This is a genomic window from Burkholderia pyrrocinia (assembly GCF_018417535.1).
Lineage (GTDB): Bacteria > Pseudomonadota > Gammaproteobacteria > Burkholderiales > Burkholderiaceae > Burkholderia > Burkholderia pyrrocinia_E.
On record NZ_CP070977.1, the window covers coordinates 782,944 to 804,621 of the forward strand.

General features: G+C 65.3%; 19 protein-coding genes and 3 pseudogenes. 8 read left to right on the forward strand and 14 right to left on the reverse strand.

Translation table 11 applies throughout. From position 1 onward, the window contains the following. Positions 1-2 precede the first annotated feature (2 nt). Positions 3-272, reverse strand: a complete 270-nt coding sequence (locus JYG32_RS03730) for a pyocin activator PrtN family protein (RefSeq protein ID WP_034195384.1) — start codon at positions 270-272, stop codon at positions 3-5. Between the two features lie 425 nt (positions 273-697). On the opposite strand from JYG32_RS03730, the gene JYG32_RS03735 reads away from it, so the two are divergent. Beyond that, positions 698-1,123 carry a hypothetical protein gene (locus tag JYG32_RS03735; protein WP_213264691.1) on the forward strand — a complete coding sequence of 142 codons (426 nt, stop codon included), beginning with the start codon at positions 698-700 and terminating at the stop codon, positions 1,121-1,123. A 122-nt stretch (positions 1,124-1,245) separates the two neighbouring features. On the opposite strand, the pseudogene gspG reads toward JYG32_RS03735, so the two are convergent. Beyond that, positions 1,246-1,554: pseudogene (gene gspG, locus JYG32_RS38815) on the reverse strand (type II secretion system major pseudopilin GspG); the annotation flags it as partial. Positions 1,555-1,635: 81 nt separating this feature from the next. After that, positions 1,636-1,797: pseudogene (locus JYG32_RS38820) on the reverse strand (hypothetical protein); the annotation flags it as partial. 320 nt (positions 1,798-2,117) lie between these two features. Here JYG32_RS38820 and JYG32_RS03745 point away from each other — a divergent pair. Together JYG32_RS03745 and JYG32_RS03750 are read left to right on the forward strand one after the other, a co-directional pair. Further along, positions 2,118-2,744, forward strand: a complete 627-nt coding sequence (locus JYG32_RS03745) for a DUF47 domain-containing protein (RefSeq protein ID WP_166965829.1) — start codon at positions 2,118-2,120, stop codon at positions 2,742-2,744. 10 nt (positions 2,745-2,754) lie between these two features. Beyond that, the gene (locus JYG32_RS03750) at positions 2,755-3,765 is read left to right on the forward strand and encodes an inorganic phosphate transporter (RefSeq protein WP_174382167.1); all 1,011 of its coding nucleotides are present in this window, start codon (positions 2,755-2,757) and stop codon (positions 3,763-3,765) included. Positions 3,766-3,909: 144 nt separating this feature from the next. Here JYG32_RS03750 and JYG32_RS03755 read toward each other — a convergent pair whose 3' ends face one another. Then, the gene (locus JYG32_RS03755; protein ID WP_213264693.1) at positions 3,910-5,004 is read right to left on the reverse strand and encodes a C40 family peptidase; all 1,095 of its coding nucleotides are present in this window, start codon (positions 5,002-5,004) and stop codon (positions 3,910-3,912) included. Positions 5,005-5,242: 238 nt separating this feature from the next. Continuing rightward, entirely contained in the window at positions 5,243-7,045 is a 1,803-nt protein-coding gene (locus tag JYG32_RS03760; protein ID WP_174382165.1) for a PhoH family protein, read from the reverse strand. Between JYG32_RS03760 and JYG32_RS39560 the strand changes: the two are divergent. Then, a pseudogene (locus JYG32_RS39560) lies at positions 6,941-7,185 on the forward strand (hypothetical protein); the annotation flags it as partial. The gene JYG32_RS03760 and the pseudogene JYG32_RS39560 overlap by 105 nt on opposite strands. A 192-nt stretch (positions 7,186-7,377) precedes the next feature. Here JYG32_RS39560 and JYG32_RS03765 read toward each other — a convergent pair. The 9 genes from JYG32_RS03765 to JYG32_RS03805 form a co-directional block, all read right to left on the reverse strand. Next, entirely contained in the window at positions 7,378-7,839 is a 462-nt protein-coding gene (locus JYG32_RS03765; RefSeq protein ID WP_174382164.1) for a peroxiredoxin, read from the reverse strand. 110 nt (positions 7,840-7,949) lie between these two features. Further along, positions 7,950-8,846, reverse strand: coding sequence for a polysaccharide deacetylase family protein (locus JYG32_RS03770; RefSeq protein WP_124450330.1), 897 nt, complete (start codon positions 8,844-8,846; stop codon positions 7,950-7,952). 13 nt (positions 8,847-8,859) lie between these two features. After that, positions 8,860-9,915, reverse strand: a complete 1,056-nt coding sequence (locus tag JYG32_RS03775) for a bifunctional UDP-4-keto-pentose/UDP-xylose synthase (protein WP_174382163.1) — start codon at positions 9,913-9,915, stop codon at positions 8,860-8,862. Continuing rightward, positions 9,912-10,859 (reverse strand): formyltransferase, encoded by a 948-nt coding sequence (locus JYG32_RS03780; protein ID WP_213264694.1) that lies wholly within the window; start codon positions 10,857-10,859, stop codon positions 9,912-9,914. The genes JYG32_RS03775 and JYG32_RS03780 overlap by 4 nt, the downstream gene beginning before the upstream one ends. Then, the gene (locus tag JYG32_RS03785) at positions 10,856-11,893 is read right to left on the reverse strand and encodes a glycosyltransferase (protein WP_213264695.1); all 1,038 of its coding nucleotides are present in this window, start codon (positions 11,891-11,893) and stop codon (positions 10,856-10,858) included. Before JYG32_RS03785 ends, JYG32_RS03780 begins: the two co-directional genes overlap by 4 nt. A 6-nt stretch (positions 11,894-11,899) precedes the next feature. Then, positions 11,900-13,051 (reverse strand): DegT/DnrJ/EryC1/StrS family aminotransferase, encoded by a 1,152-nt coding sequence (locus JYG32_RS03790; protein WP_213264696.1) that lies wholly within the window; start codon positions 13,049-13,051, stop codon positions 11,900-11,902. A 130-nt stretch (positions 13,052-13,181) separates the two neighbouring features. Then, a complete protein-coding gene (locus JYG32_RS03795) occupies positions 13,182-13,553 on the reverse strand; it encodes an SMR family transporter (protein WP_114177246.1) in 372 nt (123 codons plus the stop codon). 13 nt (positions 13,554-13,566) lie between these two features. After that, positions 13,567-15,243, reverse strand: a complete 1,677-nt coding sequence (locus tag JYG32_RS03800; RefSeq protein ID WP_213264697.1) for a glycosyltransferase family 39 protein — start codon at positions 15,241-15,243, stop codon at positions 13,567-13,569. 123 nt (positions 15,244-15,366) lie between these two features. Continuing rightward, positions 15,367-15,741 carry an Mth938-like domain-containing protein gene (locus JYG32_RS03805; RefSeq protein ID WP_174382157.1) on the reverse strand — a complete coding sequence of 125 codons (375 nt, stop codon included), beginning with the start codon at positions 15,739-15,741 and terminating at the stop codon, positions 15,367-15,369. A 316-nt stretch (positions 15,742-16,057) separates the two neighbouring features. Between JYG32_RS03805 and JYG32_RS03810 the strand changes: the two genes are divergently transcribed. From JYG32_RS03810 to JYG32_RS03825, 4 genes are all read left to right on the forward strand, one after another. Further along, positions 16,058-17,296, forward strand: a complete 1,239-nt coding sequence (locus tag JYG32_RS03810) for a pyridoxal phosphate-dependent aminotransferase (RefSeq protein ID WP_174382156.1) — start codon at positions 16,058-16,060, stop codon at positions 17,294-17,296. Positions 17,297-17,349: 53 nt separating this feature from the next. Beyond that, complete coding sequence (locus JYG32_RS03815) at positions 17,350-18,678, forward strand: homoserine dehydrogenase (protein ID WP_174382155.1); 1,329 nt, start codon at positions 17,350-17,352, stop codon at positions 18,676-18,678. 19 nt (positions 18,679-18,697) lie between these two features. Next, positions 18,698-20,149 carry a threonine synthase gene (gene thrC / locus JYG32_RS03820; protein ID WP_213264698.1) on the forward strand — a complete coding sequence of 484 codons (1,452 nt, stop codon included), beginning with the start codon at positions 18,698-18,700 and terminating at the stop codon, positions 20,147-20,149. Positions 20,150-20,425: 276 nt separating this feature from the next. After that, complete coding sequence (locus tag JYG32_RS03825) at positions 20,426-21,673, forward strand: molybdopterin molybdotransferase MoeA (protein ID WP_213264699.1); 1,248 nt, start codon at positions 20,426-20,428, stop codon at positions 21,671-21,673. The last annotated feature ends 5 nt before the right edge of the window (positions 21,674-21,678 follow it).

Sequence of the window (21,678 nt, forward strand, 5' to 3'; positions counted from 1 at the left end):
GGTCAGAATATTTTGGCGAGCCGCTGCCGCTCTTTTTCGGCCTCTTCGCGTCGTGAATCGATGTATATGGCTAAATCGATCATATAAATTCCTTTCGTTGATTTTTGACTTGCCTCGATTCTCAAGAGCGGTAGTGGAATTTCACCGTGCGCGAGCTTTCTGATGAACACATGGGGTTCGAGGTGGCTGAAGTATTCCTTGCGCACCTCGTCGAGTGGGATCACTGCGCGCGGGCCGAACTGAGCCATAAGGAAAAAGAGTGTGTCAGTCATTTTCTGATTGCATGAAGGTAGGATGCCTATGATGCCATCAGTGGCGTTATATTTCATATTTTCTACCTAATTGGTTGCTGATCGTGAGCTATTGTGTGGATTTTGCTACCGAATTGGGATTAATGCGACGCTGAGAAAATATCGCTTGTAAACGCGGCCAATGATGATTAAACTGAATTCATCGCTGAAACAACAGCGATCAGGTTTGGCGACCTGAACTTACACACGGCGGACAGCCGCCTAAGCGCGGTTTTTTTACGTCCGCACGTCTCTGCACGCCTTCAAGATCAATGGGCGGGCCTGGACGGGGAGACCTTCGGGTCTGCCGGTTTCCGTGTGTGCCGGTTCGCCAACCCCGCTCAGTGCCCGCCCACCCCGTTTGGCGACGGGAGGCGGGCCTCCAACTCACACGCGGAGGTCTCATCATGCGTCAGTCCCAATGCAAGCAAGCCGTCCAATCTTCCGTTCGTGATTACGACCGAGCCGCAGAATTCGACGTGAACATGTATATCGGCATCCCTGCCGAGGTTCGCTCGCTTCTCAATGTTCCCGCTGTAGATCGCGCCGAAGCGTGCAATATCGGTGCGTTGTGTGCTGCGTTGCTCGCCGAGCATTTGCGCGATGAACCCGTGCTGACCGGTAGCAACCGTGTCGGGGCCGTGATCGAGCGCATGAAGGTGTTGGGCGGCGCGGGCGGCTATGAAGCCGGGCTCTTCGCTGTGCTTGAGCACTTGATTGTGGAGGGAGCGAAGCACGTCAACCCGGACGCGCTTGCAATTCGGGTGCTTGCGACAGGGGCGCGCACGCGATCGGCAAGAAGACGCGAGGAATCGGTAGCATCAATCGTCTAAGTCGGCTCAGGCGCCGCAGAAATCGCGGCGCGTCAGCAATAGAGCCCGTCGCGAGCGGGCTCGAACGATGGTTGCGGTTGGACGCGCTGTCGCCGGACTGCGGGTGATGCGGAGAGGGAGCGCTATTGCCAAGATCCGACGAATGAATCGCTGCCGTTTCCTTGGCCGCCTCCCGTGCTGAACACATCGATTTCCCCGTGCGTACCTGGGTTGCGATATTGGTACGGCGCACCCCACGGATCCGGCGGCATACGTTCAAGGTATCCGCCTTCCTTCCAATTGGCGGGCGCCGGGGCGCCGGTAGGCTTTTGCACGAGGGCGGCTAGGCCTTGCTCCTGCGTCGGATAGGCGCCGTTGTCGAGTCGGTACAACTTCAGTGCCTGGATCACCGTGCCGATGTCTTGGCGGGCGGCGAGTCGGCGCATTTCATCCTTGCCATTGCTTGTCGTTATCTGCGTCGCTGCCGCTGCCGCGTTGATGCAATTGGGATCATCTTTGAGTTGGCCTGGATTCGAACCGCACTCAGAGAGCGCGCGGTTGAGAGCGTCGCGATTTGCCACAAACTCGTCGACCTTCATCACACGATCGAGTCCGGCGACTTGGGTTCGATTGCACGCGGTTAGCGTGACCGTGAGCAAGACGGTGAGTGACGCCGCTTTGAGAGTGGTTCTCATGTGGATGGCCCCGTTTGAGTTGTTTTCGTGCTGCTGCGCATAGGCACAATATCCCCATTTGGCCCCGTATACAAGCGGGGTGAGGGCCGTTCCGTGACTGTCAAGTGCAAGGAATATGCATGCAACACGCTGCGCATCGAAGCTACGCAGTTACCGGACTATGGACGGTTTCCTATAGAATGCGGCCTGTCATGAATCCGTCATGAGCGGATGATTCGTGCGCGATATTCGTACAAATTTCGTATGGCCCAGTGCCTGGGTGCGCAGAAATCATCTAACGTACTGATTTAATTGCAAATTTACGCACTGGTCAAGCCCATATGTTTGGTCGTTTTATGCCCACCGAGGGCAAGTTCTTTGAACTCTTCAATGCGCACGCGAAGTACATCGTTTCCGGTGGCCGCGAGCTCGAACTGCTGATCGACAATCTCGCCGACGCCGAGATTCACAAGCAAAACGTGCAGACCGCCGAGAAGGCCGCTGACAAGCTCACGCACGAAGCGATCGATTTGCTGCACAAGACTTTCATCACGCCGCTCGATCGCGACGAGATCCACAAGCTGATCACGACGATGGACGACATTCTCGACCTGATGGAAGACGTCGCGACGGCCGTGTCGCTGTACGACGTGCAGTCCGTCACGTCCGAGGCGAGCCAGCTCGCGCACATCGTCACGCAGTCGGCACAGCACGTGCAGCAGGCAGTCGGGATGCTGTCCGACATGAAGCAGTCGGCGCAGATCCTCAAGCAGTGCGAGGAGATCGACCGCTGGGAGTCGGAGGCCGATCGCGTGCTGCGCGCGGCGATGTCGAAGCTGTTCCGCGAAGAAGACGACGTGAAGACGCTCATCAAGCTGAAGGCGATCTACGAGCTGCTCGAAGAGATCACCGACAAGTGCGAGGACGTCGCGAACATCATCGAAGGCATCGTGCTGGAAAACGCCTGAGCGGACCACGATGCATTCGATACAACTCGCCCTATGGATGGTCGCGACGCTGGTGCTCGTCGCGCTCGTATTCGACTTCATGAACGGCTTCCACGACGCAGCGAACTCGATCGCCACCGTCGTGTCCACCGGGGTGCTGAAGCCCCAGCAGGCCGTGGTGTTCGCGGCGGCGTTCAACGTCATCGCGTATTTCATCTTCCACCTGAAAGTTGCGCAGACCGTCGGTAAAGGCACGATCGATCCCGAGATCGTCGACCACTATGTCGTGTTCGGCGCGCTGATCGGTGCGATCGGCTGGAACGTGATCACCTGGTACTACGGGATCCCGTCGAGCTCGTCGCATGCGCTGATCGGCGGCCTCGTCGGCGCGGCACTCGCGAAGTCGGGATGGAGCTCGCTGAACATGGACGGGCTGATGAAGACCGTCGCGTTCATCTTCATTTCGCCGCTGCTCGGCTTCATCCTCGGTTCGCTGTTCATGCTCGGCGTGTCGTGGCTGTATTTCCGTACCGCGCCCAGCAAGGTCGACCGGCGGTTCCGGCGGCTCCAGCTGTTGTCGGCCGGCCTGTACAGCCTCGGCCACGGCGGCAACGACGCGCAGAAGACGATCGGCATCATCTGGATGCTGCTGATCGCGTCGGGCTATGCGTCGGCGACGTCCGATGCGCCGCCCGCGTGGGTGATCGGCGCGTGCTACCTGTCGATGGGCCTCGGCACGCTGTTCGGCGGCTGGCGCATCGTGCGCACGATGGGCCAGAAGATCACGAAGCTCAAGCCGGTCGGCGGTTTCTGCGCGGAAAGCGGTGGTGCGATCACGCTGTTCATCGCGTCGTTCCTCGGTATCCCCGTGTCGACCACGCATACGATCACCGGCGCGATCGTCGGCGTCGGCGCGACCCGGAAGCTGTCGGCCGTGCGCTGGGGCGTTGCCGGCAACATCGTGTGGGCGTGGGTGCTGACGATTCCCGCATCCGCGCTGATCGCGGCCGGCGGATGGTGGCTCGGACACCGGATCTTCTGATCGCAGACGCTGCCGGACCGACATGCAATGCGCCGCGAGCCGAAAGGCTGCGGCGCATTTTCCTTGTGGAGTGCGGGAGCTTGCGACGAGCGGCGGGGCTGCGGCGGATGCCGCCGAGGTTACCGTCGGGGTTTGAGCAGCGGGTCAGTAACTTCCGTTCGCGAACCGGGCAATCGGATCGTCTGACGTGCTGGTACGCGGGCTGACAGGCGCGGATTGCGTCGATGCACGCAACACCTGCACGGCTGTGGGCTCGGTGCTGCGCGGCGACGTCGCGGCGGGCGTCGCGGCAGGCGTCGGTTCCGCATCGAAAGCGGCAGCCTGGGCGGCGGTCAGTGCCGTCGTCGGAATCTGCGTGCCGGCCTCTGCCGGGCCGGCCGGTGCTGCATTCGCCGTCATCTCGGTCGCACCGCCATTCGCAGACGTCGCCTGTTGCTGAGCCGCCTGCACGCGCGGCGGCGGCGGTTCGTACGGATCGGCGGGCGCGGCCGCCGGTGCAACTGCAACGGCGGCGGTCGACACGGCCTGCGTGGCCGGCATGACCCGAGCGGGCGACTGGGTCGCTCCGGCTTGCGGCAAAGCATAGGCCGGCTGCCGCGGCGCGGCGGCAGTCATGACCGGGGCGGGCGCAACCGCCGGCGGGTTGCGCGGCTCGTCGCGCTTCGCCTCGTAGGTCGGCGCATCGAACGGCGTGGGCGTCGCGCGCGGCGGCGCGACGCGGCGAATGCCGTCGAAACGCTTGGCCCAGTACGGGTTCGTCAGGTAGTCGAGCCGCACGGTGCCGCCTGTCGACGGTGCGTTGACGAAGCGCAGCTTGCCGACATAGATGCCGACGTGCGAATGCGGTCGTCCGGTCGTATTGAAGAAGATCAGGTCGCCCGGCGCGATCTGGTCGGGTTCGATCGACGCGCCGCGGCCGCTCATGTCGGCGGTCGTGCGCGGCAGGTTCACGTCGGCCGCGCGGCCGATCACGTAGCGCACGAGCCCGCTGCAGTCGAAGCCGCTCGTCGGTGTGTTGCCACCCCAGCGATACGGGACGCCGACGAGGCTCATCGCCTGGATCGAGATTTCCTCCTGGCCGACGCTGTGATCGACGAATTTCGGGAAATTGGCGGGAGCGGGGAAGGCGCGCGGCGTCGTGATCGCCATTCCGGGCGCGCGCGATGCCGACTGCGGCGGCACGCTGGAGCAGGCCGCAAGCAGGGAAACGACGGCGACGGGAACCCAGATTCGAAACATGGCAAGGCGGGCGAACGCAGCGCGCTCGCGAATCGTATGACAACAGACAGACCCGATGGTAGACGCTCCGGCGGGGCTTAAGCAACCATTCTTGAGAATTTACTTGAAGTTTCGCGCGTAAGTGGGGTTGTTGCGTGACGATGCGTTACCTGCGTTTTCGACCCCAAATAAAAACGGCGCTCCGGAAACGGAGCGCCGCGATGCGTCGAAAGCCGGCCGGGGCCGGCCTGCCGCGTTGTTACAGGATGTCCGACGCGTAGTCGGCGAGTCGCGAGCGTTCGCCGCGCGCGAGCGTCACATGGCCGCTGTGGCCCCAGCCCTTGAAGCGGTCGACGACGTAGGTCAGGCCCGAACTGCCTTCGGTCAGGTAAGGCGTGTCGATCTGAGCGATGTTGCCGAGGCACACGATCTTCGTGCCGGGGCCCGCGCGCGTGACGAGCGTCTTCATCTGCTTCGGCGTCAGGTTCTGCGCCTCGTCGATGATCAGGTACTTGTCGACGAACGTGCGGCCGCGCATGAAGTTCATGCTCTTCACCTTCAGGCGCGAACGGATCAGCTCCTGCGTCGCGGCACGGCCCCATTCGCCGGCTGCGTCGTCGGTCTTCTGCAGCACTTCGAGGTTGTCGTCGAATGCGCCCATCCACGGCTGCATCTTCTCTTCCTCGGTACCGGGCAGGAAACCGATGTCCTCGCCGACGGGCACGGTCGCGCGCGTCACGATGATCTCGTTGTAGCGCTTGTCGTCGAGCACCTGCGCGAGGCCGGCCGCGAGTGCGACGAGCGTCTTGCCGGTGCCGGCCTGGCCGAGCAGCGTGACGAAGTCGATCTCGGGGTTCATCAGCAGGTTCAGCGCGAAGTTCTGCTCGCGGTTGCGCGCGGTGATGCCCCACACGTTGTTCTTGTGGTGGCTGTAGTCGCGCAGCGTCTGCAGCAGCGCCGTCTTGCCGTTCAGCTCGCGGACGATCGCGTGGAACGTCGGCTCGCCGTTCTGCGGCTCGAGATAGACGAACTCGTTGACGAGCATCGACGCGACGAGCGGGCCCGTCACGCGGTAGTACGTGGTGCCCGTCTTCGTGTCCTGCCAGCTCTCCATGCCCTTCGCGTGCTTGGTCCAGAAGTCCTGCGGCAGTTCGCGCACGCCGTTGTACAGGAGATCCGAGTCCTCGAGCACCTGGTCGTTGAAGTAGTCTTCCGCGGGCAGGCCGAGCGCGTGCGCCTTGATCCGCATGTTGATGTCTTTCGACACCAGCACGACCAGGCGGTCGGGCCGGTCGCGCTGCAGCGCGCGCACGACGCCGAGGATCTGGTTGTCGGCTTTGCCTGCGGGCAAGCCTTCGACGGGGGCGATGTCGGCGAGCTTCGTCTGGAAGTAGAGGCGGCCGAGCGCCTCGCGGCTGCCGAGGCGCGACAGCGGAATGCCGGACGAGATCGGGCCGCCATCGGCGACGAGCGCGTCGAGCGTACGGCTGACCTGGCGCGCGTTGCGTGCAACTTCGGACATCCCCTTCTTGTGGTTGTCGAGTTCCTCGAGCGTCATCATCGGCAGATAGACGTCGTGTTCCTCGAAGCGGAAGAGGCTGCTCGGATCGTGCATCAGCACGTTGGTGTCGAGCACGAACAGTTTCTGCAGTTCGGCTTCGGCGGGCTTGCGGTTGCGCGATTTCGTCGCTGCGCCGGCGTCGCGCGCGGGCGCAGCGGCCGGTTTGTCGGCGGCCGGTTTGTCGTTGCGCGCGACGACCGGCGCAGCGGGTTCGGCGGGCGCCGGCATCGGCTGCAACAGCGCAGCCGTCTGTTTCGTCTTGCGGCCGCGTGCGGGTGCGCTCGCGGCATCTGGCGCCGAAGACGCGACGGCACGCAGCGGCGCGGCCGTGTTCGCGGCTTCGATCATCGGTTGGGCCACGCTGGCCGGACCATAGTCACCGGCTGTGGATGCGTCCCCTTCGGCGGATTTCTTCGCGGCTTTCGCGGGCCGCGCTTTCGCCTTGTATTCGTCGGGCGGCAGCAGGCTGCCGAGCTTGCTGGGGGGAGTAGGCAAAGGCATGGTGTCCCTCGGGAGGAATCGTGTCGCATGGCATGCGCCGCTGATCGCATCCTGCGTGACGTAGACGCATGCAGTTTGCGCGCGGTGGCGCACAGGAATTTCGTCTAGCCGGTTCGCCTAAGTGTCGATCAGCTCCTTGACGGGGTGAGGGCCGGACCGAGGGCCGGCGCGCAATCCATAAAAAAAGCCGCTGCCCCGTCGACAGGGGCATGCGGCTCGGCTGATACCGTCGTGATGCGCGTCAGGTGCCGGGAAGCATCGCATCGAGCACCGGCGCAGCTACGAGAAATATGGGGCGAACTGGCATTCATTGCGGCCCAATATAACGCGCCTCAAAGCGCTTGTACAGCACTTAGCACGTCGTCGACATGACCCGGTACCTTGATGCCGCGCCATGCCTGACGGAGCACGCCGTCGGCGTCGATCAGGAACGTCGAGCGCTCGATTCCGCGTACTTCCTTGCCATACATTTTCTTCATCTTGATGACATCGAACAGCGCGCACAGCGCTTCGTCGGCATCGGAGATCAGCGGGAACGGCAGTTCGAGCTTTGCCTTGAAATTGTCATGCGAGCGCAGGCTGTCGCGCGACACGCCGATGACTTCCGCACCGGCTTTCTTGAACTTCGGATAGAGATCACGGAACTGCAGCCCTTCGGTCGTGCAGCCCGGCGTGTTGTCCTTCGGATAGAAGTACAGCACGAGCTTCTTGCCCTTCAGGTCGGACAGCGAAATGTCGCCACCCGTGGCCGCTGCGGTGAAATCGGGAACTTGACGGTCAACTTCGACAGACACGTGTTTCTCCTGTTGTTATGGAAAGGCGCCGCTGCGGGGGCGCGGTTCGGCGGAGCATCGCGGCAGCGCGCCGCAAGGGCGCGGCGGGCGACGCCGGCTCGCGTGCGAACTCAGTCGGGCTGGACGATCAGTTCGCCGGAACGGCCGGGGATTTCGCCCCACGTGACAGGGTACGATGGCAGCGAGTCGCGGTCCAGCGTCGCGTGGTAGTCGCCCATCGTCGCAAACGTGTGGCCTTGCGCGCGCCAGCCGGCGAGCAGTTGCTCGAACACGGGCGCGAGCTTCTGGCCTTCCAGTTCCGCATGCAGCGTGAACACCTGGTCGTGCGGATTGGTTTCGGTGAACTTGAGGATGTGCGCGGCGACGTTGTGCGTGTCGACGCCGTCGATGCCGAGCACTTCGTCGAGCGTGGGCAGCGTCGTCGGCATCTGCACGTGCGACAGCGTGCGGCCGCCGACGACGGGCAGGTACGGCGAATGGCCGCGACCGTCGGATGCGTAGCGCATCCCCCATGCGTCGATCTGCTCGAAAGCCGAGTCGTTCATCTGCCAGCCGGCCGCGCCGTGCGTGACGGGCGGTGCGCCGAAGATCTCGATGAAGCGCGCGTGGCTCTTCTGCATTTCACGCGCGGTCCAGTCGCGATCGCGCGCGCGGACGTTGTCCTGCCAGTACACGTGATCCCACGTGTGGATCCCGCATTCGAAGCCGGCCTCGTGGATCGCGCGCATGTCGGCGATCGCACGGCGGCCGATGTCGGGGCCCGGCAGCAGCACGCCGTACATCAGCTGCTTCACGCCGTAGTGCTCGACTACCGACGTGCGCGACACCTTCTTCAGGAAGCCGGGGCGGAACACGCGCCGCAGCGCCCAGCCCGTGTGATCGGGCCCGAGGCTGAAGAGGAAGGTCGCGCGCGCACTGAAGCGGTCGAAGATGCGCGCGAGGTTCGGCACGCCTTCGCGCGTGCCGCGCAGCGTGTCGACGTCGATCTTGAGGACGATGCGAGCCAAGCGAGCGTCCCGGTCAGCCTTGCTGTTCGACGAGCGCGCGGGCGTCGGCGACGTGGCCGCGATACGCTTCGAAGATGTTGCGCAGCGCGTCGTCGAACGTCGCTTGCGGCGCCCAGCCGAGTTCCTGCATCGTGTTGTCGATCTTCGGCACGCGGTTCTGCACGTCCTGGTAGCCGTTGCCGTAGTAGGCGCCGGACGTCGTCTCGACGAGCTTCACCTGCTTGGCCGAATCGGCGTACTCGGGGAATTCCGCCGCCAGTTCGAGCATCTTGTGCGCGAGTTCGCGAACCGAGAAGTTGTTCTTCGGATTCCCGATGTTGTAGATCTTGCCCGACGCGACGCCGTTCTTGTTGTCGATGATCTTCATCAGTGCGCTGATGCCGTCGCCGATATCGGTGAATGCGCGCTTCTGCGAGCCGCCGTCGACGAGGCTGATGTTCTCGCCGCGCACGATGTGGCCGAGGAACTGCGTGACCACGCGCGAGCTGCCTTCCTTCGGCGTGTAGATCGAGTCGAGGCCCGGGCCGATCCAGTTGAACGGACGGAACAGCGTGAAGTTCAGGCCTTCCATCCCGTAGCCCCAGATCACGCGGTCCATCAACTGCTTCGAGCACGCGTAGATCCAGCGCGGCTTGTTGATCGGGCCGTAGGTGAGCGCCGATGCGTCCGGGTCGAACTGCTCGTCCGCGCACATGCCGTAGACCTCGGAGGTCGACGGGAACACGAGGTGCTTGCCGTACTTGACGGCCGAACGCACGATCGGCAGGTTCGCCTCGAAGTCGAGCTCGAACACGCGCAGCGGCTGCTGGACATAGGTGGCGGGCGTCGCGATCGCGACGAGCGGCAGGATCACGTCGCACTTCTTCACGTGATACTCGACCCACTCCTTGTTGATCGTGATGTCGCCTTCGAAGAAATGCATCCGCTCGTGGTTGACGAGGTCGCCAAGCCGATCGGTCTGCATGTCCATGCCGAACACTTCCCAATCGGTGGTTTCAAGAATGCGCTTCGACAGGTGATGGCCGATGAAGCCGTTCACACCCAGGATCAGGACTTTTTTTGCTTTCATGAATGACGGGAAGAATGAATGAACTGCGCGAATTCCGCGGGCGTCACGACGGTTTCGCTGCCGTCGCGCTGCTGCCACAGCTCGAGAATGGATAGGGCGCGGCTGTCGCCGCAGACGCCGAATAGCGCATTATCGCTTACGTGCAGGCCGGGCGGCAAATCTGCCGCGGCGGCGGCCGCCGCGCTGCCGGGCGCCGCGAGGCGCGCGCGCGCGATCACGAAACGCGTGCCCTCGACGTCGGTGAACGCGCCCGGATACGGGGGCGCGACCGCGCGCACCAGGTTGTAGACGTGCGCGGCCGGCTTCGACCAGTCGACGCGGCCGTCTTCGGGCTTGCGCCCGCCGAAGTAGCTGCCGGTCGAGAGATCGTTCGGCAGGTGCGCCGCTTCGCCCGCGAGCAGCGCTGGGAGCACGCGCCAGAGCGTCTGCTCGGCGGCCACCGTGACCTTGTCGAACACCTGCGTGGCCGTGTCGTCCGGCAGGATCGGCACCGCGGTCTGGCCGATGATCGCGCCCGCGTCGGGCTTCGCGGCCATTTCGTGCAGCGTCGCGCCGGTTTCGGTCTCGCCGTTCAGCACGGCCCAGTTGGTCGGTACCCGACCCCGGTATTTCGGCAGCAGCGAACCGTGCATGTTGTACGCACCGCGCGGCGCGATCGCGAGCAGGTCCACCGGCAGCATGTGCCGGTAGTAGAACGAGAAGATGAAATCCGGCTGCGCGTCCGACACCGCGCGGCGCAGCGCCGGATCGGCGGGGTCGGACGGCGTGACGACCGGAATGCCGTGCTCGGTCGCGACCGACGCGACGCTGCCGAACCAGATGTTCTCGTTCGGGTTGTCCTCGTGCGTGACGACGAGCGCGACGTCGACGCCGCGTGCGAGCAGCACCTGCAGGCATCGCACGCCGACGTTGTGATACGCGAAGACGACCGCGCGCGGCTTCATTGCGTGGCTCCCGCGCGGTTCGCGCCGGCCGGCACCGCCGGCACGCCGTCGTGCTGCTCGAGCACGGCCTGGATCAGGTAGCGCGGCCGCGCGCGCACCTGCTGGTAGATGCGGCCGACGTATTCGCCGAGCAGGCCGAGCGCGAAGATGATCACGCCGAGCAGGAAGAACGTGATCGCGAACAGCGTGAACACGCCTTGCACTTCCGCGCCGACGATGAAGCGCCGCACGAGCAGCAGCACGAACAGTGCGGCGGAGCCGAGCGACAGGATCACGCCGATGAACGACAGCCACTGCAGCGGCACGACCGAGAAGCCCGTCACGAGGTCGAAGTTCAGCCGGATCAGGCTGTACAGCGAGTACTTCGACTCGCCCGCGAAGCGCTCCTCGTGCGCGACCTCGATCTCGGTCGGGTTCTGCGCGAACGTATAGGCAAGCGCGGGGATGAACGTGTTGACTTCGCCGCACACGTTGATCGTGTCGATGATGCGGCGGCTGTACGCGCGCAGCATGCAGCCCTGGTCGGTCATCTTGATGCGCGTGATGCGCTCGCGCAGCCGGTTCATCATCTGCGACGCCTTGCGTCGCCACAGGCTGTCCTGGCGCTGCTTGCGGATCGAGCCGACGTAGTCGTAGCCCTCGCGCATCTTCGTGATCAGCTTGCCGATTTCCTCGGGCGGGTTCTGCAGGTCGGCGTCGAGCGTGATGACGATCTCGCCGCGCGACTGCGCGAAGCCCGCGAGGATCGCCATGTGCTGGCCGTAGTTGCCGTTGAGCAGCACGACGCGCGTCGTGTCGGGGCGCACGCGGAACTGATCGGCGAGCATCGCGGCCGAGCGGTCGCGGCTGCCGTCGTTGATCAGGATCACTTCGTATGACGTGTCGAGTGCGTCGAGTGCCGGATACAGCCGCGCGAACAGCGCGGCGAGGCCATCTTCCTCGTTGTACACCGGAATGATGACCGATACTTCGGGCCGGCCGGCGTCCAGGTGTCCGGCGCCCGGATGCCCGGCGCGTGCTTCAAGGTGACTCATGTACGCTTATTTTCCGTATTGTTCGCAAATCTGGTTGACGGCGTCGACCACGCGACGCACGTCGCCTTCCGTCATCTGCGTGAAGAGCGGCAGCGTGACGGTCGACGCGCCGTACCGTTCGGCGTGGGGGAACATGCCCTCCTTGAAGCCTCGCGCGCGGTACAGCGTGAAAAGATGGATGGCCGGGTAATGGATCCCGGTGCCGATGCCGCGTTCCTTCATCTGCGCCATGAACTCGGCGCGGGTGATCGTCAGCCGGTCGAGCGGCAGCGTGACGAGGAACATGTGCCAGTTGCCGTGCTCGAATTCGGCGAGCGGCAGGCCGAGGCCGAGCTGCGCGGCCGGGCCGCTTTCGAACGCGGCGAAATACGCGCGGGCGAGCGCATGGCGCTGCGCGGTGAAGCGCTCGAGGTGCGGCAGCTGGCCGAGGCCGACGCGCGCGGCGACGTCGGTCAGGTTGTACTTGCCGCCGAGCACGTCGCAATCCATCCCGTCGAAGCCCGTGCGCGTGATGCCTTGCAGCCGGTACTTCTGCGCGAGCGTGGCCTCGTCCTCGTTGTTCAGCACGAGCGCGCCGCCTTCGATCGTCGTCAGGTTCTTGTTCGCGTGGAAGCTGAACGACACGATGTCGCCGATCGCGCCGATGCGCTTGCCGTTCCACGTCGAGCCGAGCGCCTGTGCCGCATCTTCGATCACGCGCAGGTTGTGCGCGCGCGCGATCGCGTACAGGCGATCCATGTCGACCGGCAGGCCGGCCAGGTAGACGGGGATGATCGCCTTCGTGCGCGGCGTGATCACCTGCTCGAGCTTGTCGAGGTCGATGTTGCGCGTGACGGGATCGATGTCCGCGAACACGGGTGTCGCACCCGTCTCGAGGATCACGTTGCTGGTCGAGACCCACGACGCCGGGCTCGTGATCACTTCGTCACCGGCGCCGACGCCCGCGATGCGCAGGCCGATTTCGAGCGTGCAGGTGCCCGAGTTGAACGCGCGGACCGGACGGGCGCCGCAGTATTCGGACAGCGCCGCTTCGAATTTCTGGCACTGCGGGCCGGTGGTGATCCAGCCCGAGCGCAGCACTTCGACGACGCCCTGGATGGTTTCCTCATCGATCTCGGGGCGGGTGAACGGCAGAAACGGAGCGGTAGTCTGGCTCATGAACGCTTTGGCCTGTAATGGCGTGTAATAAAAGGGTCGGGCAATCCCGTCCGAAACCGGCATTAAACACTGGTTGGCGGATTCGTACCGTGATTTTTTGTAGGCAGACGCTTAACGCCGCGAGGCATGCTCAGCTTCGCGCGAGCACGAGCACCCCGATCAGGATGATGCCGATGCCGATGAGCCGCTGGACCGACAGCACCTCGCCGAACAGGTACCACGCCGCGAATGCGTTGACGACGTAGCCGAGCGACAGCATCGGGTACGCGATCGACACGTCGACCCGCGACAGCCCGAGGATCCACACGACGACGCTCAGCACGTAGCAGCCGAGACCGCCGATGATCGGCAACTGGGTCGCGATCTTCAGGCCGACCGGGACGATGTTCGCGCGGCTGAATTCGAAGTGCCCGACGGCGTTGACGCCGGCTTTCAGCAGAAGCTGCGCACAGGCGTTGAGCATCACGCCGGTGATGATGCAGACGAACGAAACGGGATTCATGCGGTGGGCGTCCTTACGATTGCGGTTTCTCGACGATCACGCGGCGGTTGTCGCGCGCGATCACGCGCATCGGCACGCCTTGTTTGACCAGCGTGTCGTACTGGCCGGGCGGCATGATCGCGAGCGCATGGGTTTCCTGTTTCCAGCGCGCGATCCATTCGTCGACGGTCGGAATCCACTTGTTCGGCTCGACCGAGATCCCGAACGCGAGCTCGTCCTGGCGCTGGACCATGATCGTCGTGTGGCCCATATAGAACGGGAAGGTGTGATCGAGCATCTCGATCGAGTAGAACGGCGTGTCGGGCGGCAGCTTCGCGAGTTCAGCGCGCACGGCGGGCGCGAGCAGCGCGCCCGAGCTGTAGCGGCCGAACTCGTCGTGCCCGGTGCCGCCGATCGTGCCGAACGCGAGCCATGCGGCACCGAACGCGGCGATCGCGGCGGCCACGCCCGCGCGGCGGTTCAGCCACGCGGCCGCGAGCGTCAGCGCGGCCGCGACAGCGAGGCCCGCGTACAGCCACATCTGGAACGCGCGGTACAGCGCGTTCGGCGTGCGGGCGTCGCCCAGGTACGCGAGGAAGATGATCCCGAATGCCGCGACGACGACGAACACGAGGTAGCCGAGCAGGTGGCGGCGGAACCGGTCGGCCGACATCAGCGGCAGGTACGCGCCGATGATCAGCGCGAGCGCCGGCGCGACCGGCAGCACGTACGAGATCAGCTTCGAATGCGACGCGCTGAAGAACAGGAAGATGAACGCGCTCCAGATCAGCAGCACGAGCATCGGCGAGAAGCCGTTCGGCTGGCGCGGCATCCGCAGTGCATGGCGGATGCTCTGCCACGCGACCGACAGCCAGGGCAGGAAGCCGACCAGCAGCACCGGTACGAAGTAGTACAGCGGGCCCGGGCGGTTCTGGTCCGGGGTCAGGTACCGGCGGAACTGCTGGACGATGAAGAAGAAGTTGAAGAACTCGGGGTTGCGCTGCTGGACGAGCACGAACCACGGCGTGACGATCGCGAAGAAGATCACGAGACCGCTGACCAGGTACAGGCGCTTCCACAGCGCCCAGTCGCGCGCGATCAGCGTATAGAGCACGAGCACGGCGCCGGGCAGGATCAGGCCGACGAGGCCCTTCGACAGCACCGCGAACGCCATCGCGGCCCAGCACGCCCACATCCAGCCGCGCACCGCGGCCGGACGCAGCCCGGGCCGCTGCGCGAGCAGCAGCGAGCAGAGCGACAGCGCCATCCAGAACGCGAGCCCCATGTCGAGCGCGTTGAAATGGCCCATCAGGTTCCAGTACGGCGAGCACGCGAGCACGACGGCCGCGAGGAAGCCCGACAGCGGGTTGAACAGGCGCGCGCCGGTGAAGCCAACGAGCAGGATGCCGGCGAAGCTCGCGATGGCCGTGTAGAGGCGCGCCTGCCATTCGCCGATGCCGAACCACGCGAACGTCAGCGCGTTCAGCCAGGTCTGCAGCGGCGGCTTCTCGAAGTACTTGTAGCCGTTGTAGCGCGGCGTGATCCAGTCGCCGGTGACGAACATCTCGCGCGCCATCTCCGCGTAGCGGCCTTCGTCGCTCGGGATCAGGTGGCGCAGCCCGAGCGGCGCGAACCAGACGATCGCGAGCGCGACGAGCAGGAGGACGAGCGTGATGCGATTGAGCGGTAGCCTCGACGGCGTATCGTTCATGGATTTTCAGCCTGTTGGTTGTTGTGACGGGCCGCCGGCGGGTTGCGCCGGGGGCGGGCGGCCTGGCCGGGCCGATCCGGGGATCGACCCGCTGCGCCGGCCCGAGTTTTACCGCATCGGGGATTAACGTTCAATTAAGAGCGCGGCAGCGACTTTGCGGCCCTCGGCCATCAGGATGTTGTAGGTGCGGCAGGCCGCCTGGAAATCCATCGTCTCGACGCCGATCCGCCTGGCCGTGAGCGCCGCGACAAGCCGCGGGTGCGGGAAGCGCAGCCGCGCGCCGCTGCCGAAGATCACGAGTTCGGGGGGCGGGTCGAGCAGCATCGCGAAATGCTCGGGCGCGAGCGCGTCGAACGACGACACGGGCCATGCCTGGACCGGCGCGCCGGGCAGTACGATGACGCTCGTTTCATGGCGTTCGAGATTGACGTCGACATAATCGGGGCCGTAGCCGGTGACGGTGTTGAGCGCGCCGCTCGTGTCCTGGTGCAGTTTCAAATCGGTATTCCGCGGTTCCGTAGGGGGAATGTGTCGCAGGGCCGCAGGGGCCCGGGCGGCCGGTTTCGCGCGCCTGCGCACGCGGGACGCCTGACGGCGCGGGCCCGGCGCGGCTATGGTGCATTGCGAAAGTCGGCCAAAATCCGCTAAATTATAACTTTTTGGTCGCCCCCGGGCGGCACTTGCATCGCGCGCTGCCACAAGTCGTGCCCGATCGCCCGCTTTTTCCCAGTCTAGACAGCGCGCACAGACCGGCCGCTTTCCAGTTTTGATCCCGTCCCCCCGGCCGCAAGGCCAACCCAGGAACCGTGTCGTCGTGAAACCGATTCAGAAGTCGAACAAGCTGCTCAACGTCTGCTACGACATCCGTGGCCCGGTGCTCGAGCACGCAAAGCGCCTCGAGGAAGAAGGCCACCGCATCATCAAGCTGAACATCGGCAACCTCGCGCCGTTCGGTTTCGACGCGCCGGACGAGATCATCCAGGACATGATCCGCAACCTGCCGACGTCGTCGGGCTATTCGGATTCGAAGGGCGTGTTCTCGGCCCGCAAGGCCGTGATGCACTACACGCAGGAAAAGGGTGTCGTGGGCGTCGGCCTCGACGACATCTACATCGGCAACGGCGCGTCCGAGCTGATCGTGATGGCGACCCAGGGGCTCCTGAACGACGGCGACGAAGTGCTGCTGCCCGCGCCCGACTACCCGCTGTGGACGGCGGCGGTGAGCCTGTCGGGCGGCACGCCCGTGCACTACGTGTGCGACGAGCAGAACGCGTGGATGCCCGATCTCGACGACATCCGCCGCAAGATCACGCCGAACACGAAGGCGATCGTCGTGATCAACCCGAACAACCCGACGGGCGCGCTTTATTCCGACGAATTGCTGCTGGAGCTGATCGAGATCGCGCGCCAGCACGGGCTGATCGTGTTCGCCGACGAGGTCTACGACAAGATCGTCTACGACGGCCTCGAGCACACGGCGATGGGCGCGCTGTCGGAGGACGTGATCACCGTCACGTTCAACAGCCTGTCGAAGAGCTATCGCTCGTGCGGCTACCGCGCGGGCTGGATGGCCGTGTCGGGCCTCGGCGGCGACAACCGCCGGCGCGCGAAGGACTACCTCGAAGGGCTCGGCATCCTGTCGTCGATGCGCCTGTGCGCGAACGTGCCGGGGCAGTTCGCGATTCAGACGGCGCTCGGCGGCTACCAGAGCATCAACGAGCTGATCGTGCCGAGCGGGCGCCTGTACAAGCAGCGCGAACTCGCGTATGACATGCTTACGTCGATTCCCGGTGTGACCTGCGTGAAGCCGCAGGCTGCGCTGTACATGTTTCCGCGCCTCGATCCGAAAATCTATCCGATCCAGAACGACCAGCAGTTCATACTCGACCTGCTGCTCGAGGAGCGCGTACTGCTCGTGCAGGGCACGGGTTTCAACTGGGCGACGCCGGACCACTTCCGCGTGGTTTTCCTGCCGAACCTCGACGACCTGACCGATTCGATCAACCGGATCGCACGCTTCCTCGACGGTTACCGCAAGCGCCATTCGGCCTGAGCGGACAGGACCACACGGAACTCACTACTTCTTACTCATCGATCACACGCAGCATGGAACCGATCAAAGTTGGCCTGTTGGGCTTCGGCACGGTGGGCAGCGGCACCTTCACGGTGCTGCGCCGCAACCAGGAAGAAATCAAGCGACGCGCGGGGCGCGGCATCGAGGTGGCGCGCATTGCCGTGCGCAACCCGGCCAAGGCGCAGGCTGCGCTCGGCGGCGACGCCGGCGCCGCGCAGATCACCGACGATTTCAATTCGGTCGTCGACGATCCGTCGATCGCGATCATTGCCGAGATGATCGGCGGCACGGGCATCGCGCGCGAGCTCGTGCTGCGCGCGATCGCGAACGGCAAGCACGTCGTGACGGCGAACAAGGCGCTGCTCGCGGTGCACGGCACCGAGATCTTCGAGGCCGCGCGCGAGCAGGGCGTGATGGTCGCGTTCGAGGCGGCCGTCGCCGGCGGCATCCCGATCATCAAGGCGCTGCGCGAAGGCCTGACCGCGAACCGCATCCAGTACATCGCGGGCATCATCAACGGCACGACCAACTACATCCTGTCGGAAATGCGCGATCGCGGGCTCGACTTCGCGACCGCGCTGAAGGCCGCGCAGGAGCTTGGTTACGCGGAAGCCGATCCGACCTTCGACATCGAAGGCGTCGACGCCGCGCACAAGGCGACGATCATGAGCGCGATCGCGTTCGGCGTGCCGGTGCAGTTCGACCGCGCGTACGTCGAGGGCATCAGCAAGCTCGACGCGACCGACATCCGCTACGCTGAAGAACTCGGCTACCGGATCAAGCTGCTCGGCATCACGCGCCGCGCCGAAAACGGCATCGAACTGCGCGTGCACCCGACGCTGATCCCCGAGAAGCGCCTGCTCGCGAACGTCGAAGGTGCGATGAACGCGGTCGTCGTGCACGGCGACGCGGTCGGCACGACGCTGTACTACGGCAAGGGCGCGGGCGCGGAGCCGACCGCGTCGGCAGTGGTCGCGGATCTCGTCGATGTCACGCGCCTGCATACGGCCGACCCCGAGCATCGCGTGCCGCACCTCGCGTTCCAGCCCGACAGCCTGTCGAACACGCCGATTTTGCCGATCGAGGAAGTCACGAGCGGCTATTACCTGCGCCTGCGGGTGGCCGACCAGACCGGCGTGCTCGCCGCCATCACGCGCATCCTCGCGGAATCGGGCATCTCGATCGACGCGCTGCTGCAGAAGGAATCGGAGCAGATCGACGGCGCGAACGGCGAGACCGACATCATCCTGATCACGCACGAGACGCTCGAGAAGAACGTCAACGCGGCGATCGCGCAGATCGAGAGCCTCGCGACGGTCGTGTCGAAGGTGACGAAGCTGCGCATGGAAGCGCTGAACTGAGCGCGCTGAGGAAGACGACATGAATTACATCTCCACGCGCGGCGCCGGGATCGGCGAGCGCCATACGTTCTCCGACATCCTGCTCGGCGGCCTCGCGAAGGACGGCGGGCTCTACCTGCCGGCCGAGTATCCGAAGGTTTCGGCCGACGAGCTCGCGCGCTGGCGCGCGCTGCCGTACGCGGATCTCGCGTTCGAGATCCTGTCGAAGTTCTGCGACGACGTGCCGGCCGACGACCTGCGCGCGATCACGCGTCGTACGTATACGGCCGACGTGTACAGCAACACGCGCCACGGCGAGAACGCGTCCGACATCACGCCGCTGAAGACGCTCGGCACCGAGAACGGCGTGCCGATCTCGCTGCTCGAACTGTCGAACGGCCCGACGCTCGCGTTCAAGGACATGGCGATGCAGTTGCTCGGCAACCTGTTCGAGTACACGCTCGCGAAGCACGGCGAAGCTCTGAACATCCTCGGCGCGACGTCGGGCGACACGGGCAGCGCGGCCGAATATGCGATGCGCGGCAAGGCCGGCGTGCGTGTGTTCATGCTGTCGCCGCACAAGAAGATGAGCGCGTTCCAGACGGCGCAGATGTTCAGCCTGCAGGATCCGAACATCTTCAACCTCGCGGTCGAAGGCGTGTTCGACGACTGCCAGGACATCGTGAAGGCCGTGTCGAACGATCACGCGTTCAAGGCGCAGCAGAAGATCGGCACGGTCAACTCGATCAACTGGGCGCGCGTCGTCGCGCAGGTCGTGTACTACTTCAAGGGCTACTTCGCGGCGACGCAGTCCGACGACGAGCGCGTGTCGTTCACGGTGCCGTCGGGCAACTTCGGCAACGTCTGCGCGGGCCACATCGCGCGGATGATGGGGCTGCCGATCGCGAAGCTCGTGGTCGCGACCAACGAGAACGACGTGCTCGACGAGTTCTTCCGCACGGGCGCGTATCGCGTGCGCAGCGCCGAGAACACGTATCACACGAGCAGCCCGAGCATGGACATCTCGAAGGCGTCGAACTTCGAGCGCTTCGTGTTCGACCTGCTCGGCCGCGATCCGGCACGCGTGATGCAACTGTTCCGCGACGTCGAGGAGAAGGGCGGCTTCGATCTCGCGGCGAGCGGCGATTTCGCGCGCGTCGCCGAGTTCGGCTTCGTGTCGGGCCGCAGCAGCCACACGGACCGCATCGCGACGATCCGCGACGTGTTCTCGCGCTACGACACGATGATCGATACGCACACGGCCGACGGCGTGAAGGTTGCGCGCGAGCATCTCGACGCGGGCGTGCCGATGGTCGTGCTCGAAACGGCGCAGCCGATCAAGTTCGGCGAGACGATCCGTGAAGCGCTCGATCGCGAAGCCGAGCGGCCGGCCGCATTCGACGGGCTCGAGGCGCTGCCGCAGCGCTTCGAGGTCGTGAAGGCCGACGCGCAGCAGGTGAAGGACTTCATCGCCGCGCATACGGGCGCATGACGCACGGCCGGGCCCGCAGGCCCGGCTGCGCAGGACGGCCGGAATGCCGATTCGTCGAACGGATCGGGGTTCCGGCCGTTTCGTTTGGTGGCGTGGTGCTGCGATGCGCAGGCGTTCGGCAGCCCGCCGCGCGCGTGCCGCCGCACTTCGCGCGAAACAGGTGCCAGACCCGCGCGTTTGCGCCGATCACAGTTTTCGCATGTCGGCCATATCGCGCGCCCTCGCGACGGCGTCGCTACAATGACATATTGACGCCAACGATCCCCGATTCCATCGATGTCGAACCCGAATCCCGCGGCGCCGCGCGCGCCGATGCTGTCGACCGCCGAGGCGCTCGCCGCGCTGCTCGAAGCCGCGAAGCCGCTGACCGGCACCGAAACCGTCGCCACGCTTGACGCGCTCGGCCGCGTGCTGGCTGCCGACGTGAGCTCGCCGCTCGACGTGCCGCCGATGCATACGAGCGCGATGGACGGCTATGCGGTGCGCGTCGGCGACCTGCTGCACGGCGAGCGGCGTTTACCGGTGTCGCAGCGGATTCCGGCCGGTCATCCGGCCGCGCCGCTCGCGGCCGGTACGGCTGCGCGGATCTTTACCGGTGCGACGGTGCCGCCTGGCGCCGACGCCGTCGTGATGCAGGAGCAGGCATCGGCCGACGGCGACGCGGTCGAGATCCTGCATACGCCGAAGGCCGGTGAATGGATCACCGCGCAGGGCGCGGACATCCGGCAGGGCGCGGTGATCCTGCCGGCCGGCACGCGGCTCACGCCGCAGGCGCTCGGCCTTGCCGCGTCGGTCGGCTGTGCGCAGCTGTCGGTCGCGCGGCGGCTTCGCGTCGCGGTGTTCTTCACCGGCGACGAGCTGACGATGCCGGGTGAGCCGCTGAAGCCCGGCGCGATCTACAACTCGAACCGCTTCACGCTGCGCGGGCTGCTGGAGCGGCTCGGCTGCCACGTGACCGACTACGGGATCGTGCCCGACTCGCTCGCCGCGACGCGCGACACGCTGCGCGAGGCCGCGCGCGATCACGACGTGATCCTGACGAGCGGCGGCGTATCGGTCGGCGACGAGGATCACGTGAAGCCGGCCGTCGAGTCCGAAGGGCGGCTCGCGCTGTGGCAGATCGCAATGAAGCCCGGCAAGCCGCTCGCCTACGGCGCGGTGCGCCGCGGCGACGAACGCCCCGATGCGCACTTCATCGGGCTGCCCGGTAACCCCGTATCGAGCTTCGTCACGTTCCTGCTGTTCGTGCGGCCGTTCCTGCTGCGCCTGTCCGGCGTGCGCGACGTCGCGCCGCGCGCGCTGTCGCTGCGTGCCGATTTTTCGCAAGGCAAGGGCGACCGGCGCAACGAATTCCTGCGCGCGCGCGTCAATGCGGCCGGCGGCCTCGATCTGTTCCCGAACCAGAGCTCGGCGGTGCTGACGTCGACGGTCTGGGGCGACGGCCTGATCGACAATCCGCCGCAGCACGCAATCAGCGCCGGCGAGACCGTGCGTTTCATTCCGTTTTCCGAACTGCTGTCGTAACGCGA

Bases quoted from the DNA above. Each gene is read 5' to 3' on its own strand.
- JYG32_RS03730 (WP_034195384.1), bottom strand. From the start codon at position 272: ATGACTGACACACTCTTTTTCCTTATGGCTCAGTTCGGCCCGCGCGCA.
- JYG32_RS03735 (WP_213264691.1), top strand. From the start codon at position 698: ATGCGTCAGTCCCAATGCAAGCAAGCCGTCCAATCTTCCGTTCGTGAT.
- JYG32_RS03745 (WP_166965829.1), top strand. From the start codon at position 2,118: ATGTTTGGTCGTTTTATGCCCACCGAGGGCAAGTTCTTTGAACTCTTC.
- JYG32_RS03750 (WP_174382167.1), top strand. From the start codon at position 2,755: ATGCATTCGATACAACTCGCCCTATGGATGGTCGCGACGCTGGTGCTC.
- JYG32_RS03755 (WP_213264693.1), bottom strand. From the start codon at position 5,004: ATGTTTCGAATCTGGGTTCCCGTCGCCGTCGTTTCCCTGCTTGCGGCC.
- JYG32_RS03760 (WP_174382165.1), bottom strand. From the start codon at position 7,045: ATGCCTTTGCCTACTCCCCCCAGCAAGCTCGGCAGCCTGCTGCCGCCC.
- JYG32_RS03775 (WP_174382163.1), bottom strand. From the start codon at position 9,915: ATGAAAGCAAAAAAAGTCCTGATCCTGGGTGTGAACGGCTTCATCGGC.
- JYG32_RS03780 (WP_213264694.1), bottom strand. From the start codon at position 10,859: ATGAAGCCGCGCGCGGTCGTCTTCGCGTATCACAACGTCGGCGTGCGA.
- JYG32_RS03785 (WP_213264695.1), bottom strand. From the start codon at position 11,893: ATGAGTCACCTTGAAGCACGCGCCGGGCATCCGGGCGCCGGACACCTG.
- JYG32_RS03790 (WP_213264696.1), bottom strand. From the start codon at position 13,051: ATGAGCCAGACTACCGCTCCGTTTCTGCCGTTCACCCGCCCCGAGATC.
- JYG32_RS03795 (WP_114177246.1), bottom strand. From the start codon at position 13,553: ATGAATCCCGTTTCGTTCGTCTGCATCATCACCGGCGTGATGCTCAAC.
- JYG32_RS03800 (WP_213264697.1), bottom strand. From the start codon at position 15,243: ATGAACGATACGCCGTCGAGGCTACCGCTCAATCGCATCACGCTCGTC.
- JYG32_RS03815 (WP_174382155.1), top strand. From the start codon at position 17,350: ATGGAACCGATCAAAGTTGGCCTGTTGGGCTTCGGCACGGTGGGCAGC.
- thrC (WP_213264698.1), top strand. From the start codon at position 18,698: ATGAATTACATCTCCACGCGCGGCGCCGGGATCGGCGAGCGCCATACG.
- JYG32_RS03825 (WP_213264699.1), top strand. From the start codon at position 20,426: ATGTCGAACCCGAATCCCGCGGCGCCGCGCGCGCCGATGCTGTCGACC.